Origin of the sequence: Salmonella sp. 741265050_HSA, from assembly GCF_046569445.1 — a bacterium.
GTDB lineage: Bacteria > Pseudomonadota > Gammaproteobacteria > Enterobacterales > Enterobacteriaceae > Salmonella > Salmonella enterica.
The window spans coordinates 134,472-147,685 of the sequence record NZ_JBKFSV010000009.1; the positions used below are offsets into that span (position 1 = coordinate 134,472).

The following is a 13,214-nucleotide window of genomic DNA, read 5'->3' on the forward strand; positions in this document are numbered from 1 at the left end:
CTCATGTCGACTGGCAAACGTCATGTCGTTAATTAATATCGCCGGATACCGGGATGGGTAATTTATTTTCATCAGAATTACATAAAATAATTTTTCATTAATTTTTATAATAACGTATGCGGTATCACATTTTATTTTTACTGACGTTCAGAATGCGTTTGATCACAATCAATCAGCGCTAATGTTTAATCTATTATGATTAGTTTTCATTACATATTATTAATAATTATGGAAGCAATGTGAGAAATAAAACATGGAAATAAAAAAATGGCTGAACACAACCATAACCCGACGTGATGCTATTGTCGCTACTGCAAAAGTAGGGGCGGCGGTGACGCTAAGCCAGGCGATTACGCTGCCTTTTGCTACCACTGCCCAGGCGCAGGATACCCCGATACCGAAGGATGCCAACGACGAAACCGTCAGGCACAGCGCCTGTCTGGTCAACTGTGGCAGCCGATGCCCGCTTAAGGTTATCGTGAAAAATGATCGCATTGTGCGTATTGAGCCGGAAGACGCGAAAGATGACGCGGTATTCGGCGAGCATCAGATTCGTCCCTGCCTGCGTGGGCGTTCCAGTCGCTGGCGCGTCTATAGCCCGGATCGCATTAAGTATCCGATGAAAAGAGTGGGAAAACGCGGCGAAGGAAAATTTAAACGTATTTCATGGGATGAGGCTACGGCCTTTATTGCCGCGGAATTAACGCGCGTTAGCGAACAATATGGCCGGGAAGCTATTTATTATAATTATCAATCCGGGGCATATTATCATACGCAGGGATCGCCCGCATGGAAGCGATTGTTAAATCTCACCGGTGGCTATTTAAATTACCATAATACCTACTCGACCGCGCAAATCGCGACGGCAACGCCCTATATGCATGGTACCTATGTTGGTAGCCATTTTACGCAGATCGCGCATTCCGATCTGGTGGTGCTATTTGGCCTGAATCTCTCAGAAACGCGGATGTCCGGCGGCGGTCAGGTTGAAGAGCTGCGCCGGGCGCTGGAGACCTCGAAAGCCCGAGTCATTATTATCGATCCGCGCTATACCGATTCGGTGATTACCGAACACGCCGAATGGCTACCGATTCGCCCAACCACGGACGCTGCGTTAGTCGCCGGCATAGCGCATACGCTGATTACCGAACAGCTTCTCGACGAGGCGCTGGTAAACCGCTATTGCGTCGGTTATGACCGTAGCACCTTGCCGGACACGGCTGCGCCTAACGCCAGCTATAAAGATTATGTTCTTGGCACGGGCGATGACGGTATCGCGAAAACCCCGGAATGGGCGGCGGATATCACCGGAATTCCGGCAACGCGTATTCGCCAACTGGCGCGCGAAATCGCCTCGGCGCGCGCCTGCTATATTTGCCAGGGCTGGGGGCCGCAGCGTCATGCCAACGGCGAACAAACCGTGCGTGCTATTCAGACGCTGCCAGCGTTAACCGGCCACTTCGGGCGGCCCGGCACCAACAATGGCAACTGGCCTTACGGTACGCCGTATGGCGTGCCATTGTTGCCCGTCGGTAAGAATCCGATCACAACCTCTATTCCTTGCTATCTGTGGACGGACGCCATTCAGCACCCGGAGAAAATGACCGCGACGACAATGGGCGTGAAAGGCGCGGACAGGCTAAAAACCGGAATTAAGCTGTTTTTCAACCAGGCCGGTAATACTTTGCTGAATCAGCACGGCGAAACAAACCGCACCCGTCAAATTCTCGCGGATGAATCGCTGTGTGAAACCATTATCGTGATTGAAAACCATATGACGCCCAGCGCGATGTATGCGGACCTGCTGTTGCCGGAGACCAGCTATCTTGAGGCGGAAGACCTGGTGGACAGCTCCTATGCGGCGGGATCGCATAACTATATGATTGCGATTCAGAAAACCGTTAAACCGATGTGGGAAGTGCGCAGCACGTATGACATCTGCGCGGATATCGCCGGGCATCTTGGACTGCGCGAGCAATATACCGAGGGCCGAACTCAGGCGCAGTGGGCGGAGATGCACTATCAGCAGATCCGTGAAAAACGTCCATACCTGCCGGAGTGGAGCGTGGCGAAAGAGATGGGCGTGATTGACCAGCGTATCGCTACCGAGCAGCAGAGCCTTGCGTTTGCCGATTTCCGCGCCGACGCCGAGGCTAATCCACTCTCCACGCCGTCGGGCAAAATTGAAATTTACTCCCAGGCGCTGGCGGATCTGGCGCAAACGTGGACGTTGCCAGAAGGCGAGCGAATTCCCGCATTGCCGGAATTTTGTCCGGCGAAAGAGTCGCACCTTAACAAAACGCTGACGGCGAAGTATCCGTTGCAGTTAAGCGGCTTCCATACCAAAGGGCATACCCACTCGACCTACAGCAATGTGCTGATGCTGCATGAGGCGGTGCCGGATGAAGTCTGGATTAACCCGATTGACGCCAGCGCCCGCCAACTGAAGTCCGGCGATCGGGTGCATGTATTCAATGACCGCGGCGTGGTGGAGCTTCCCTGTAAAGTGACCCAGCGCATTTTACCCGGCGTGGCGGCGATGCCGCAGGGCGCGTGGACGCAGCTTGACGGCAACGGCGTTGATGTCGGCGGCTGTATCAATACGCTGACCAGCCACCATCCTTCGCCGCTGGCGAAAGGCAATCCGCAGCATACCAATCTGGTTGAAATTAAACGCGCTTAAGGAGTGATGTACGATGAAACAGTATGGCTTTTATGTTGACTCCTCGCGCTGTTCAGGCTGTAAAACCTGCCAGGTAAGCTGCAAGGATAATAAAGATCTGGATGTCGGTCCGAAACTGCGCCGCGTCTATGAATATGGCGGCGGAAGCTGGGTGAAAGAGGGGGAAAGCTGGCATCACGACACCTTTACCTACTACCTCTCTATTGCTTGTAACCATTGCGATGAGCCGGTATGTGTCTCCGGCTGTCCAACCGGGGCGATGCATAAACGCAAAGAAGATGGTCTGGTCGTGGTGGATGACAGCGTATGCGTCGGCTGTCGCTATTGTGAAATGCGTTGCCCCTACGGCGCGCCGCAGTTTGATACGCAGGCGAACGTGATGCGCAAATGCGACGGTTGTCTTGACCGACTGGAGAACAATCTGCGCCCTATCTGTGTGGATTCTTGCCCGCAGCGAGCGCTGGATTTCGGCCCTGTCGATGAATTACGGGCAAAATATGGCACGGAGAATCAAATCGCGCCGCTGCCTTCGGCGTCGTTCACCCATCCTAACCTCATTATTAAACCGCATCCGAAAGCGAGACCCACGGGCGATACGGAAGGCGCAATCATGAACATTCGGGAGGTGCGCCATGCATGAGTTACCGCTGGTCTTTTTTACGGTCTTTACCCAGAGCGCGGTCGGTGCGTTTATTCTGCTGCTGATTGGCGGCGCAATGGGGCTGGTCGCGCCGCGGCGCAAGGCTATTGGTCTGTTCTCGGTGATGTGCCTGTTTGGGCTGGGCGTCATTGTCGGCATCTTCCACGTCGGGCAACCGCTGCGCGCGCTGAATATGCTGCTGCGCGTCGGACATTCGCCGATGAGTAACGAGATTGTCTTGTCGGCGGCTTTTGCAGCGCTCGGCGGTCTGGGGGCGCTCGGTTTGTTGCTGAACCGGGCGACGCCGCTGTGTAACGCGTTGGTCTGGTTGGCGGCGATAGTCGGAGTAGTCTTCTTATACGCCGTTCCGCAGATTTACCAACTGCCGACGGTGGCGACCTGGCGTTCATCTTACACCACGGCAATGATGATATTGACGCCGTTGATTGGCGGCGGCGCGTTGGCGGCATTGTTTGGCGTGCGCCGTCTGGGGCTACTGGTCAGCGTGTTGGCGATTTTGGTGAGCTTTTGTCTGCGCCCGGGCTATATGGCGACGCTGATGAGCGCCGATAGCGCTCTGACCGCCGCGCAGCATAGCTGGTTTACCGCCCAGGCGATATTGCTGGCGGCGGGCGTGGTCGGGGTGGTGGTCTGCGCGCGCCTGAAATCGAGCGCTGCGGTGCTGGCCATGACGGCAGTGGTGGTTATCGCGGCGGAGTTGGCGGGTAGGATTGCGTTTTACAATCTGTGGACGCTGCCAATGTAGTTTTTTGCCCGGTTTATGCCATGTAAGCCTGATAAGCGTAGCGTCATCAGGCGAAATATTTCAGGAGCTATTGCTATGCCTTCCCGTGCTGTTTTGCCGCGTATCCTCGGCGCACTGTTTTACTTCTCCCCTGAGAGGCCGGAGGTGAAAGCGTTGTTCGACTGTTTGCCAACGTTGCCTGAGCTTTACCCCTGGCGCGATCGTGGACCTATTGAATCACTGTGTGCGTCATGGTCGCTACCGGATGATGATGCGCTTACATGGCAATTTTCTGTGTTGTTTGAAGGCCAGGGAAAGATGCCCGTCCCGCCCTGGGGATCGGTCTATCTGGAAAAAGATAATTTGCTGATGGGGGAAACCACCGCCGATTATCGAGCTTTTTTACAGTCGCAGGGCATGGTATTCACTGACCGTGAACGCGAGCCGGAAGATCAGTTTGGCCTGATGCTATTGGCCTGTAGCGATCTGCTGGCACGAGGCGACAACGTGGCGGCCAACCGGTTACTGGAGGCGCATCTGCTGCCCTGGGGATTCCGCTATCTGGAATTGCTGCAACGCAATACCGTTAGCGCCTTCTATGCCCGGCTTGCCGTCGTAGCGACCTGTTATCTGCAGGATGTTCAGCAGCAACAGGGACTACAGCCTGAGAATAAACGGTTGTTTTTCTGAGGTATTGGTCGGGTTTTGATGGCGTGCCGTAATACTTGTGCCGCCATCGTGCCCGCTGTTGCGTCAGCGGGCACAGTTTACTATTACAGCTCCGGCGTCTTTTTGAAACCGGTCAGCATCAGCACCAGGCTCTGTTTTGAGTCCGCTGGCGTGAAATCGTAGTGATTTCCCTGACGGTCGCCGCCGATATACCAGGATATTTCCGTTTTCCCTTCCGCCAGCGCTTTGCGCACCGCTTTATCGACATCAACCATACGATACTCATGTGAATGGTCCAGATATAATACGGCATCGGAACGGTAGTTGATCGCCGGTTTATTGTTCCAGGACACGGTACTGACGTGCCAGTCACTGCTGGTCGGGTAAAAGAAAATTTGATCGGCGCCGTTCGCTTCCGTTTTGCCGCCAAAAAGGCGAATACGGTATTTGAATAGCGAAGCGTCCATATTGGCAGGCAGGGGCGGGATCTTAAATTTCACCAGCGTGAGCGTTTCCGGGTGCTGCGTGCGTCCGCCATTTGTCCAGTCATCCTGTACGTACAAGGTATCGACGCTGGCATGAGGCTTGTCGTCTTCGCTGCTTACCCAGGTATTTTCTTCCGCTTTACTGTAGGCGTAAGGAACCGTAGTGCCGCAATCCAGTCCCTGATTCATACACAGATCCGTCATAAACTGCGCGCCATCTTCCGTCCAGCCATTCATAAAATCGGCATGGGCGGTATAAAGACTTCCCCAGCGCTCTTCCCGGGTTTCGCCATGCATTACCGGGTCCATCGACAATTCCACTTTGGACGTATCCAGCGAGGAGATCTGCGGGAGTACCCAGGCGATGTTCATATTAACCGTCGGGATTTTGACCGGATAGTCTGCGGAACATTTCCCGTGGTCGGCATAGATAGCGTTATTGTGACTATGGGTCGGTTTCAGGTTGACGCCATCCCAACAGTTGGGGAAAGCGATCCCGATATTAAACTGGACGGCATCGCCCGCTTTACGCAGGCCGCATATTTCGCCTACCTTGTTGGTGTAACCTTTGCCGTTGGCACATAAAAAGGTGATTGCGGAACTGGGGCCAGTACCGTGATGATCGCCTGCCAGTAACTCCAGCCCGGCCGGGAATGGATGGAGCGGATATTGCGCAACATTTGTGGATTGATAATAGGTCTTTTGGTAGGCGGGATTTACGATTTCACCATCGGGTAATTTCATGGACGGCGCCCAGTAAGCGGAGCTGTCGGCTTTATTATCACAGGTGGTATCTGGTTGCGCGCGCAACGTCTGGTAGGTAGAGACCGCGTCGGTGTGGGTGTTGCCAAAAAAGTCATGCCACATCGCCTGATTCGCTTTACCAAACATCATAATCGCGTCATCGCCCAGCGTGTGGTGATAGCCGCACACGACATGCGCCTGAGGACCGGCATGGGCCGGGAATGCGCCAGCGGCAACGAGCGTAGCCAGGCTGACGGTAATAAGGTTGAGTTTCATTTTTTTGCTGCCCGGTTGAATAGAAGTGGGAGCAGCAATAGCAGATCAGATTGCGGTGTTACATCTCATTAATTATCACTTTTTGTCATTCGCCCTGCATACAGGGGCGAATTTGCAGACGTACTATTTAAATAATTAGCCGAAACTACCCTCCTCTTGATTATGTCAATTTACAAAAAGGGTACGTTAGTGATTAAAATCGGGCTTTTTGTGATAACCCTCACTATTTCATTTTGCCTATGCTAATGGCGCTCGCCATAACCGAATAACGATTCTATCGGACATCGGCTTTATTTTTAAGAAATGCGTTACGACATCAGTCGTGACGCGATCTGCTATGGATTTTTTATGAGATTACTAAAACGCGTTATTGTGGTTGTACTCTTGGGCGTGATTTTATTTATGGTCAGGGACGATATACGCTATGTTTATCAACTGATCCTCAAATATGGTGATAAACCTTCGGCGCTAGCACTGAGTAGCTATAAAGCGGTTATTCAGCAAAAACCAGTCGCAGGAGTTAAGAGTAACCTTTCAGGTTTGACCTACTCCGCCGAAGACAGGATGCTTTTCGCCGTTATTAATAATCCCCCTGAACTGGTCTGGTTAACGACAGAAGGGCAGCTGATAGGGCGGATGCCGCTCCAGGGCATCCACGACCCGGAGTCTATTGCATGGAGTGGGGGTAACCAGTTCCAGATAGGCAGTGAGAAAGATGGCGCGGTCTATAAAACACAGGTGGATATTCAGCGCGGCACCATGCAGATAATCTCCATGGTGAAGCTTGAGGGTTATGACAAAGCAAAAAATAAAGGGCTGGAAGGTACGGCATGGGATGCGAAAAATGAGAGATTATATGCCGCAAAAGAAAGAAAACCCATTATGATCAAAGAAGTAGAGATGAGCAAAAATGGTATCACCAGAGCGTTGCCTTCTGCCATCACTGCAAGTGTGAGCGATGTCTCCGGACTTGAATACCATGCCCCAACGGATTCGCTGCTGGTGTTGTCGGACGAGTCAAAAATGATTCTGGAGGTCAGTTCCGAGTGGCGGGTGCGCGATCGATTGTTCCTGACGGCGGAGTGGTCAGGGCTCAGAGACGATATCCCCCAACCAGAAGGGATTGCCATGGATAATGAAAATAATTTGTATATTGTGAGTGAACCAAATCTGTTTTATAAATTTTCGTGTGATATACAGAATGACTAAAATCTATTTTTACTGTCATAGTATGCTAAAACAGAACAAGGTTATTAATACCATGATTTGACGATTGCTTGATTCGTTGATTCATTGTTGGGGATATTTATGTTTTACTTACCTCAGTAACGGATTACTTTGTGGTGTAGCGTAACGGTAATTGTCCTCCTCATATTTGCGGCAGCGTAGTCTGCCGCTTTTTTTTATAAATTAACTCTATCTGTAATAATTAACAGACAATAAATATTATTCTGTTTTTTTCAGGAGGCCTCCGAAGAGACCTCGCATGGTGATGTTTAGTTGTCAGGCATAATATTCTTCATCAACACTTACCGAATGCCATGTCGCCTCGCTAAGCGAAATCATTTCATCTACGCCGGAACTCTTGTTAACCGGGTTTTCCGTCGGCGATGTACCTGTAAATGTTCCACTGGCTGTATAGTCCGTATCGTTGACCGTGACCGTGACCGTGACCGTGACCGTGACCTTCACCTGAATATCCTGATGCGCCTCCACGACTCCCTTAAGGGTGACGGTGTTATCCAGACTGTTAACAGTCGATCCCAACGTTGGTTCGGCGGGCGATTGTGTATCAGTAGTCAGCTTAATTGTTGCGTGAGCTTCTGAGGAGCCGATAAAGGTCGGTGTATTGATGTTAGTGATATTATCGCCTCTGGCGCCAATATCACTATTATCCTTCATGGAACGTACTGGCGGTGTAGAGTCTATCGTCAGCCAGCCGATAGACAGCGAAGAATTACCCATAGTGTTTGCGGAACGAACACTGATTGATCAGCTTTCATTCACTGCTGTTCCCGGAGATTTTGTGGGTATTATCGGTACATCAGGTTCAGGTAAATCTTCTTTAATCAAAGCACTATCAAATTCCAGTCATTGCTATACGGGATCAGTTAAATCAAACAACGTAGATATCACACCGATCTCTGAAGATGAGATCCAGAATTGCCTTGCCTACCACTCTGGCAACATTTTAGAAAGAATTACGTAATATCGACTGATATGTAAAACTCATTCAGCATCAAATGGATTAATTCAACATCAGTAGTAATATCCATTTTTTTATAGGCTGATCTCTTTTGTGTTGAAATCGTTTTTATATTTCGGTCTAATAAATTTGAGCAACTTTTAACAGATAATCCTGCTGCCACGTAATAAATAACTTTTTTCTCACTCAATGTTAGATCGAATTTTTTAGCGAGCAACAGAATTCCATCTTTTATATTAATATGTTTTGCTTTGTTCTTATACTGCATTGTCAGATATCTCAATTAACATATTGATGACGAGAGGAAGATAAAAACGCTAAAAATTCTGATGGTGTAGTTTTGAAGTGTTTTTTAAAAACGCATGTAAAATAAGAAGCACTATCATAACCACACATATAAGCCACTCGGGTAATATTATATTCACTATTGCGTAAAAGTTTTGTCGCTTTATTCATTCTCGCATTAAGGTAAACTTCGCTGAATGAGGTGTTCTCTTGTTTTAATTTCCTTTTTAATGTGGAGCAACTCATATAGAGTGAGTCAGAAATATCCTTGAGCGCCCATTTTCGACTTATGTCGCTTATAATAATATTATAGATATTTTCGGCTAATGTATTTTGCGATAGTTCTCTAAAGAGAGCAAATGCTTCGGGTTCATAGATGAACTCTGAAAGTAGAAATCTTATTAAATATTCCTTTTTATCTTGGGATAGTTTTTGGCTTTTATTTGAAGAGTGTAAGAGGTTGAATACTCTTGCTACGCCTGTTTCTATTGGCGCTAACAGATGTTTTGTCGTCGGTTTTGTTAATGGGGCCGAAAAGTCTGCATGTTCATACAGAAAAAAATTATAAGCATTTTTTATTGACGCTGAATCTAATTCAATTAAATTATAATTTAACTGTTCATGAGTCTCTTCCATAGTGATATGAATAGTTTGATCTTTAGCTAAAAATATTAACATTGGCCCTGATGCCGTAATATACTCCCCGGACGATGTCGTAATTGAAATTTTACCCGTGGTGAGCTTGATGAGTACGGACTGCAGTAAATTTAATCCCTGAAGTGATAAGGATTTCCTCTGCCAGTTTTGCGCTGATTGTAAACATTCAATGCTCCCCACCTGGACAGGTGAGGGATTAAATACTTTTAGCATGATAATTTCCTTTTATTAAATGTGCGTGTAAATCAAAAATTATTCTGAAAAATATTTCAAAAAAACTAATATATAGCTATATAAGTATTGGCGAACTTAAGGTATCAGGTAGCGATCTTTTCATTTTCTATGGAAAGTGCTATTTTATATTGCATTTCTACATATTATAGTATCGTTAAAAAACTATGTCGCGTATAAAAAAAAGATGGAAATTTACAAGAATTGGCTCATGTTATTATCAAATTATCTCTTTAAAATTTGAATTAAGTAATAATTGCCTTTAATCTTTTAGAGAATAGCTCTTTAATTTCATGGAGGTAGTTAGCATGAGGTATAAGATCTGATGTTAATTTGTGATAAGGTTTATCCTGGATGTAAATATTAACGCTCTCGGTTAGGAAAGGCATACAACGCGGTAAATATATACTGCGGCGGGTAGACGGTGTAGCGATATCCGGAAGTTTGAGGGGGAGGGGAAGCATTCAATCGTATGGTTGGCTTTATAAAAAACGATGTAACACGTTATTGAGGTTCTTACTGTGCGTATCCGTTAGGTTTATGCTTTCTGGATTGTATAATGTTGCGTGTTTTGGCGCGGCAGTATTGAATCTTTTGCTGCGTCGGCCCCGAGGAGGAATCACTCACAGCGAATGCCAGCGCACAGCCTGGTCCTGAATCTCTAAATGAGTAGAAAACCTTTCGGTTCGATACTCCGGTTCTATTCCTTCTAAATTTATCGTAATGACATCTGCGTTACGCGTGTTGTATACTTAATATCCACAGAAGTACAAGAGGACAACACTATGCCAGCCGCAAACAGTATGGCGATGAAACGCGAAACCCTGAACCTGCGTATCAAACCCGCCGAGCGCGATCTTATCGATCGAGCGGCGAAAGCCAGAGGGAAAAACCGCACAGACTTTGTGCTGGAAGCCGCCCGCGCTGCCGCAGAGGAAGCGCTTATCGAACAACGCATCATTATGGCCGATCCACAGGCTTATCAGGAATTTCTGGCTCGTTTGGATCAAACACCTTCACCTAATGCCGCACTGCGTAAAACCATGCAGACCCCTGCGCCGTGGGAGCAGGAAAAATGATCTCCGCCCCTGAGCCGCTTCATGCCGGACATATTCTTACTCCGTTTTGCTGCGGTGTGGATTCTATGGCTAACTGGCTGAAACAGCGGGCGATGAAAAATCAGACCACTGGTGCGTCCCGTACCTTTGTGTGTTGTGGCAGCGATTCGAGCGTACTGGCCTATTACTCGCTGGCGTCCAGCGCGGTCACGACGAATACCGCCCCCGGTCGCTTTCGTCGCAATATGCCTGACTCGATTCCGATTGTGGTATTGGGGCGTCTGGCGGTGGATAAATCGCTTCATGGGCAGGGCGTTGGTCGGGCGCTGGTACGCGACGCAGGGCTGCGGGTTATTCAGGTGGCGGAGACTATCGGCATTCGCGGGATGCTGGTTCACGCCCTGTCGGATGAAGCGCGGGAATTTTACCAGCGGGTGGGGTTTGTACCGTCGCCGATGGATCCGATGATGTTGATGGTGACGTTGGGGGATTTGGTGGAGAGTGTTTAAACTCCAGAACGTATCCCTTAGCTTCTGATGGCCGGAATTCGCTGTGGACAGTCAGTGAGCCAGACCGGTTTTACCGCTTCAGCCGGACAACGACATCATGACGGTCTGGACGGACTGCAAACGGGGGAAGGGGGCGTTGAATTCATGCGAATCGGGGAAACCGAAGGCATTCTCCACGCCCGGTCGCCCCTACGCAGTTGCACTTCCTTTCATTTGCTGTGGCCAGTTTGCGGGAAGACTTTCACCTTCAGTAATTAAGTTTGGGGTAATCTTCTTTACTCAATAAATTATTTTTGTCGTTCAGCTCCTGGCGGACTTTTGCCAGTGACTTCTGAAAAGCCGGGATTGTTTGCAACCTTGCAAACTCTACTGCTCCCACATAACGGCCGGCATCAACATCGCTTTGCCAGTGAGCACCGCATATTACTCTGCTTTGCCCGAACTCCCATCCTCGTCTGGCGAGCTCCTGCGCGCGTTCCGGTCTGGCCTCGGATAATACTAATGCCAGAAGTGTACCATAGGCAGTATGCCCGGAAGGGTAAGAGCCATCTTTGCGTAAAGTATTCTCATCTTCAGGACGGCAGGTGGAATGATTAAATAAGACAAAGGGGCGAGTACGCATATAATATTTTTTTGCCGAAGCCGTAGCGTAGTAGCCGCCCATTTTCAGAAGATTCTGTAACATATTCCAGGTTTCTGGCGTATCTTCGGGATTAATTTTAGCACCCACTACTGGCGAGAATATTCTGGCTATATTTTCCACGCTTATATCTGCATCCTCAGCAGCTTGTTTCCATCGTGGGGAACCCTTTATCGCATAGCCCTTAAAATAAGCCTCCTTATCATAGCGGAAAGCCGGATCATCATTACCTGGCGGTGGTGGTAAGTAGAACTGACTGTTCACTGATTCTTCAGGAGAATGAAAGGGTTGCATTGTTGCTGCTGATGTATATTTAGCTACGATCAGTGGTACAAAAAATAGTAAATAACGACTTTTCATAAAGACTCACTCCGGATCAGGCAATAATAAACAGATGTGATTCTATAATGATTTATTGAAATGGTTATTCAACATACAGGTAAAAAAGCAGGACGCTGTACTGGCATTATCCTCTACCCATACCGAACTGACTGCAGCGGACAACAGAACAATACCGGTACTTCCGGCTAACAGTATTTTGTTTAACTTTTCTCCCCGGTTATTTTTTATCTGCGTGCCTGACTGACACGCATTAGGTTAAAATATTTACGTAATAACAAAGTATGAATAAGTATTTTAAATTATGTGCCCTGTTACCCCGATAACTACCATCAGTCATGATGTGCTGAGTATTAATTTATGATTATGAACAAGAGTCGGAAACAGTATTTAAGAATAAAGAAACCGACAAAGAAAAATGCTAAAATTGGCGAAGGAATTGTTGTTGTCAGTGATGAAAAAGTACATGGCGGAAATATTGGATTCACTTGTCGGGGCTAGCGAACCGTCAGATGGAGTGATAGGCGTTATTACTGGTAATAATCTCCCTGTAGCTAAGTAAGCTTTTGACCCAGGCCCAAAGATGAGCGGCTGATCGCCGAAGCGCTGGGCGTTGCGCCAGAGAAAATCTGGCCTTCTGGTTATAGCTAGTCAGGCCGGAGATGGGGGCTACGGATTTCCATTCCCAGAAAAGCAAAAACCCAGCCATAGGCTGGGTTTTCTGAATAAGTGGTGCCGGACTCGCACCCGCAATATATATTAATAGTATAATTATATTGATATTTTTTCATATAAACCTCATTTATACCAACGGATATACCATCATTTTATTATATGACTTATTAAAAAATCAATTAAAAACAATAATTTGTTGTCATTACATTGTAACTATGTGACTTTAAATAATTTTTTTATAACAACATCATATTGTAATTATATTTTGTTGTTTTTTTTAATTTAAACAATTGGTTATGAGTTCAATATGTTGTCTTTTGTTGTTTGGAGGGGTTGCCATGAATGGCATTGAAAACAGTTTTACTTATTCAT

14 protein-coding genes and 1 pseudogene are annotated in these 13,214 nt (G+C 47.8%); 9 read left to right on the top strand and 6 right to left on the bottom strand.

Going from position 1 to position 13,214, the window contains the following annotated elements:
• Positions 1 to 253: 253 nt before the first annotated feature.
• The 4 genes from ACLD4F_RS15675 (at position 254) to ACLD4F_RS15690 (ending at position 4,758) form a co-directional block, all read left to right on the top strand.
• Entirely contained in the window at positions 254 to 2,683 is a 2,430-nt protein-coding gene (locus tag ACLD4F_RS15675; RefSeq protein ID WP_139775860.1) for a DMSO/selenate family reductase complex A subunit, read from the top strand.
• A 13-nt stretch (positions 2,684 to 2,696) separates the two neighbouring features.
• The gene (locus ACLD4F_RS15680; RefSeq protein WP_000816143.1) at positions 2,697 to 3,323 is read left to right on the top strand and encodes a DMSO/selenate family reductase complex B subunit; all 627 of its coding nucleotides are present in this window, start codon (positions 2,697 to 2,699) and stop codon (positions 3,321 to 3,323) included.
• On the top strand, positions 3,316 to 4,089 hold the full coding sequence (locus ACLD4F_RS15685; protein WP_000544921.1) for a dimethyl sulfoxide reductase anchor subunit family protein: 774 nt from the start codon (positions 3,316 to 3,318) through the stop codon (positions 4,087 to 4,089). The genes ACLD4F_RS15680 and ACLD4F_RS15685 overlap by 8 nt, the downstream gene beginning before the upstream one ends.
• Before the next feature lie 75 nt (positions 4,090 to 4,164).
• A complete protein-coding gene (locus ACLD4F_RS15690) occupies positions 4,165 to 4,758 on the top strand; it encodes a molecular chaperone (RefSeq protein WP_322499412.1) in 594 nt (197 codons plus the stop codon).
• A gap of 83 nt (positions 4,759 to 4,841) precedes the next feature.
• Here ACLD4F_RS15690 and ACLD4F_RS15695 read toward each other — a convergent pair whose 3' ends face one another.
• The gene (locus ACLD4F_RS15695) at positions 4,842 to 6,242 is read right to left on the bottom strand and encodes a DUF1996 domain-containing protein (RefSeq protein ID WP_000773784.1); all 1,401 of its coding nucleotides are present in this window, start codon (positions 6,240 to 6,242) and stop codon (positions 4,842 to 4,844) included.
• Positions 6,243 to 6,545: 303 nt separating this feature from the next.
• Here ACLD4F_RS15695 and ACLD4F_RS15700 point away from each other — a divergent pair, with 303 nt between their 5' ends.
• On the top strand, positions 6,546 to 7,451 hold the full coding sequence (locus ACLD4F_RS15700) for an SdiA-regulated domain-containing protein (protein WP_076727846.1): 906 nt from the start codon (positions 6,546 to 6,548) through the stop codon (positions 7,449 to 7,451).
• Positions 7,452 to 7,745: 294 nt separating this feature from the next.
• Here ACLD4F_RS15700 and ACLD4F_RS15705 read toward each other — a convergent pair whose 3' ends face one another.
• Positions 7,746 to 8,207: an Ig-like domain-containing protein gene (locus ACLD4F_RS15705; RefSeq protein ID WP_411010919.1), complete on the bottom strand. Its 462-nt coding sequence runs from the start codon at positions 8,205 to 8,207 to the stop codon at positions 7,746 to 7,748.
• Here ACLD4F_RS15705 and ACLD4F_RS15710 point away from each other — a divergent pair.
• A complete protein-coding gene (locus ACLD4F_RS15710; RefSeq protein WP_411010920.1) occupies positions 8,143 to 8,451 on the top strand; it encodes an ATP-binding cassette domain-containing protein in 309 nt (102 codons plus the stop codon). The genes ACLD4F_RS15705 and ACLD4F_RS15710 overlap by 65 nt on opposite strands.
• On the opposite strand, the gene rtsB is transcribed toward ACLD4F_RS15710, so the two are convergent.
• From rtsB to ACLD4F_RS15725, 3 genes and pseudogenes are all read right to left on the bottom strand, one after another.
• Positions 8,444 to 8,731 (bottom strand): transcriptional regulator RtsB, encoded by a 288-nt coding sequence (gene rtsB / locus ACLD4F_RS15715; protein WP_001541332.1) that lies wholly within the window; start codon positions 8,729 to 8,731, stop codon positions 8,444 to 8,446. The two genes, ACLD4F_RS15710 and rtsB, sit on opposite strands and share 8 nt — an antisense overlap.
• On the bottom strand, positions 8,728 to 9,603 hold the full coding sequence (locus ACLD4F_RS15720) for an AraC family transcriptional regulator (RefSeq protein ID WP_000921676.1): 876 nt from the start codon (positions 9,601 to 9,603) through the stop codon (positions 8,728 to 8,730). The genes rtsB and ACLD4F_RS15720 overlap by 4 nt, the downstream gene beginning before the upstream one ends.
• 263 nt (positions 9,604 to 9,866) lie before the next feature.
• A pseudogene (locus tag ACLD4F_RS15725) lies at positions 9,867 to 10,089 on the bottom strand (hypothetical protein).
• A 317-nt stretch (positions 10,090 to 10,406) separates the two neighbouring features.
• Here ACLD4F_RS15725 and ACLD4F_RS15730 point away from each other — a divergent pair.
• Positions 10,407 to 10,700: a DUF1778 domain-containing protein gene (locus tag ACLD4F_RS15730; RefSeq protein WP_001110453.1), complete on the top strand. Its 294-nt coding sequence runs from the start codon at positions 10,407 to 10,409 to the stop codon at positions 10,698 to 10,700.
• Entirely contained in the window at positions 10,697 to 11,188 is a 492-nt protein-coding gene (locus ACLD4F_RS15735; RefSeq protein ID WP_079981304.1) for a GNAT family N-acetyltransferase, read from the top strand. Before ACLD4F_RS15730 ends, ACLD4F_RS15735 begins: the two co-directional genes overlap by 4 nt.
• A gap of 247 nt (positions 11,189 to 11,435) precedes the next feature.
• On the opposite strand, the gene ACLD4F_RS15740 is transcribed toward ACLD4F_RS15735, so the two are convergent.
• Positions 11,436 to 12,188 carry a non-specific acid phosphatase gene (locus ACLD4F_RS15740; RefSeq protein ID WP_411010921.1) on the bottom strand — a complete coding sequence of 251 codons (753 nt, stop codon included), beginning with the start codon at positions 12,186 to 12,188 and terminating at the stop codon, positions 11,436 to 11,438.
• 573 nt (positions 12,189 to 12,761) lie between these two features.
• Here ACLD4F_RS15740 and ACLD4F_RS15745 point away from each other — a divergent pair.
• Positions 12,762 to 12,818 carry a hypothetical protein gene (locus tag ACLD4F_RS15745; protein WP_290369650.1) on the top strand — a complete coding sequence of 19 codons (57 nt, stop codon included), beginning with the start codon at positions 12,762 to 12,764 and terminating at the stop codon, positions 12,816 to 12,818.
• The last annotated feature ends 396 nt before the right edge of the window (positions 12,819 to 13,214 follow it).

What these genes read in the sequence shown, in the direction of transcription:
- ACLD4F_RS15675 (WP_139775860.1), top strand. Translation starts at nt 254, where the DNA reads ATGGAAATAAAAAAATGGCTGAACACAACCATAACCCGACGTGATGCT.
- ACLD4F_RS15705 (WP_411010919.1), bottom strand. Translation starts at nt 8,207, where the DNA reads ATGGGTAATTCTTCGCTGTCTATCGGCTGGCTGACGATAGACTCTACA.
- ACLD4F_RS15700 (WP_076727846.1), top strand. Translation starts at nt 6,546, where the DNA reads ATGCGTTACGACATCAGTCGTGACGCGATCTGCTATGGATTTTTTATG.
- ACLD4F_RS15740 (WP_411010921.1), bottom strand. Translation starts at nt 12,188, where the DNA reads ATGAAAAGTCGTTATTTACTATTTTTTGTACCACTGATCGTAGCTAAA.
- ACLD4F_RS15695 (WP_000773784.1), bottom strand. Translation starts at nt 6,242, where the DNA reads ATGAAACTCAACCTTATTACCGTCAGCCTGGCTACGCTCGTTGCCGCT.
- ACLD4F_RS15685 (WP_000544921.1), top strand. Translation starts at nt 3,316, where the DNA reads ATGCATGAGTTACCGCTGGTCTTTTTTACGGTCTTTACCCAGAGCGCG.
- ACLD4F_RS15735 (WP_079981304.1), top strand. Translation starts at nt 10,697, where the DNA reads ATGATCTCCGCCCCTGAGCCGCTTCATGCCGGACATATTCTTACTCCG.
- ACLD4F_RS15710 (WP_411010920.1), top strand. Translation starts at nt 8,143, where the DNA reads ATGGAACGTACTGGCGGTGTAGAGTCTATCGTCAGCCAGCCGATAGAC.
- ACLD4F_RS15680 (WP_000816143.1), top strand. Translation starts at nt 2,697, where the DNA reads ATGAAACAGTATGGCTTTTATGTTGACTCCTCGCGCTGTTCAGGCTGT.
- ACLD4F_RS15690 (WP_322499412.1), top strand. Translation starts at nt 4,165, where the DNA reads ATGCCTTCCCGTGCTGTTTTGCCGCGTATCCTCGGCGCACTGTTTTAC.
- ACLD4F_RS15730 (WP_001110453.1), top strand. Translation starts at nt 10,407, where the DNA reads ATGCCAGCCGCAAACAGTATGGCGATGAAACGCGAAACCCTGAACCTG.
- ACLD4F_RS15720 (WP_000921676.1), bottom strand. Translation starts at nt 9,603, where the DNA reads ATGCTAAAAGTATTTAATCCCTCACCTGTCCAGGTGGGGAGCATTGAA.